This window comes from Thermus sp. (genome assembly GCF_056332225.1).
This window is the reverse complement of the sequence record NZ_JBWGQW010000129.1, coordinates 1-1076: the sequence shown is the minus strand read 5'-3', so window position 1 is coordinate 1076 and position 1076 is coordinate 1. Positions and strand designations below refer to the sequence as shown.

Here is a 1076-nt window from a genome sequence, read left to right as displayed (position 1 = left end):
CCTCCCCGTACTTCGCCCGCTCCGCCCGGATGTACGGGGGGTTGCCCACCACGTAGTCCCACTCCCCCTCGTCCCTGGCCTCCTCCCCCGGACTCCGCCGTACCAGGTAGGCGATGTCCCCGTCGTCCAGGAGGGAGTTGAGGTTGTAGACGTGAACCTCGGGCCTTCCCCCTTTCAGCCGGAGAAGGCCCCAGAGGAGCTGAAACATGCTGACGTAGGCGGCGAAGGGGTTGAGGTCAAACCCCCAGATGGAGCGGGACAGGGCCTCGGGGTCCAGGGCGATGCCCCGCCTTTTCGCCTCCTCCACCCGGTGGTGGAGGTAGCGCACCAGGAAGGAGCCGGAACCGCAAGCGGGGTCCAGGACCCTCGGGTACAGGTCCTCGTGGGAAAGGGCGGTTTCCCGGAGGATGAGGTCCACCACCTCCTTGGGGGTGTAGAACTCCCCCAGTCGCTTGCGCTTGTCGGGGGGGAGGAAGCTCTGGTAGATGTCCCCCAGGACCTCCTCGGAAAGCTCGGCGAAGTTGTAGGCGTTGACCCGGAGGATGAGCCGCTGCAGGCTCCGGTCCATCTCCCCGTTCGTCTCCAGGACCCAGGAGAAGGTCTCCTCCTCAAAGGGCTCCCGGTAGGCCCCGGAAAGGTCCAGGGAGGCCACCTTGACCAGGGCGGTGGCCCGGTCGGTGAGGAACTCCACGAACTCCTGCCACCGCTCCGGTCCCCCGTTGGTGAGGCGGCGCTTTTTCGTGAGTTCCAGGTCCTCCAGGAAGCGGAGGAAGAGCACCCGGGCGATGAGGGCGGCGGCGGAGTCGGCGGCGAAGGCTTCGCGGATGCGGGGGTTCGCGGGGGCTTCCTCGCCCTCGATCTCCCTGCCGTACTGGTCGGCGAACCGGGGAAGGTGCCGCTCGAAGAGGGCCTTCAGGGCCTCGGGGTACTCCCCCTCGAGGCGGGCCAGGATGCGCCTCCGGGTCTCCTCCAGAGCCCCGCTGAGGTTCCGCCTGGCGTCCTCCAGGCGGTCCCGGTATTCCCGGTAGCGCTCCTCCAGGGTCTTCAGAGCCCGCTCGGCGGCCTCGGTAAGCTCC

1 protein-coding gene is annotated in these 1076 nt (G+C 68.2%); it reads right to left on the bottom strand.

Annotated elements, in window-relative coordinates; all coding sequences use genetic code 11:
* On the bottom strand, positions 1-1076 hold a 1076-nt coding region (locus AC01Y6_RS10465; RefSeq protein ID WP_476671461.1), incomplete at both ends, for an N-6 DNA methylase.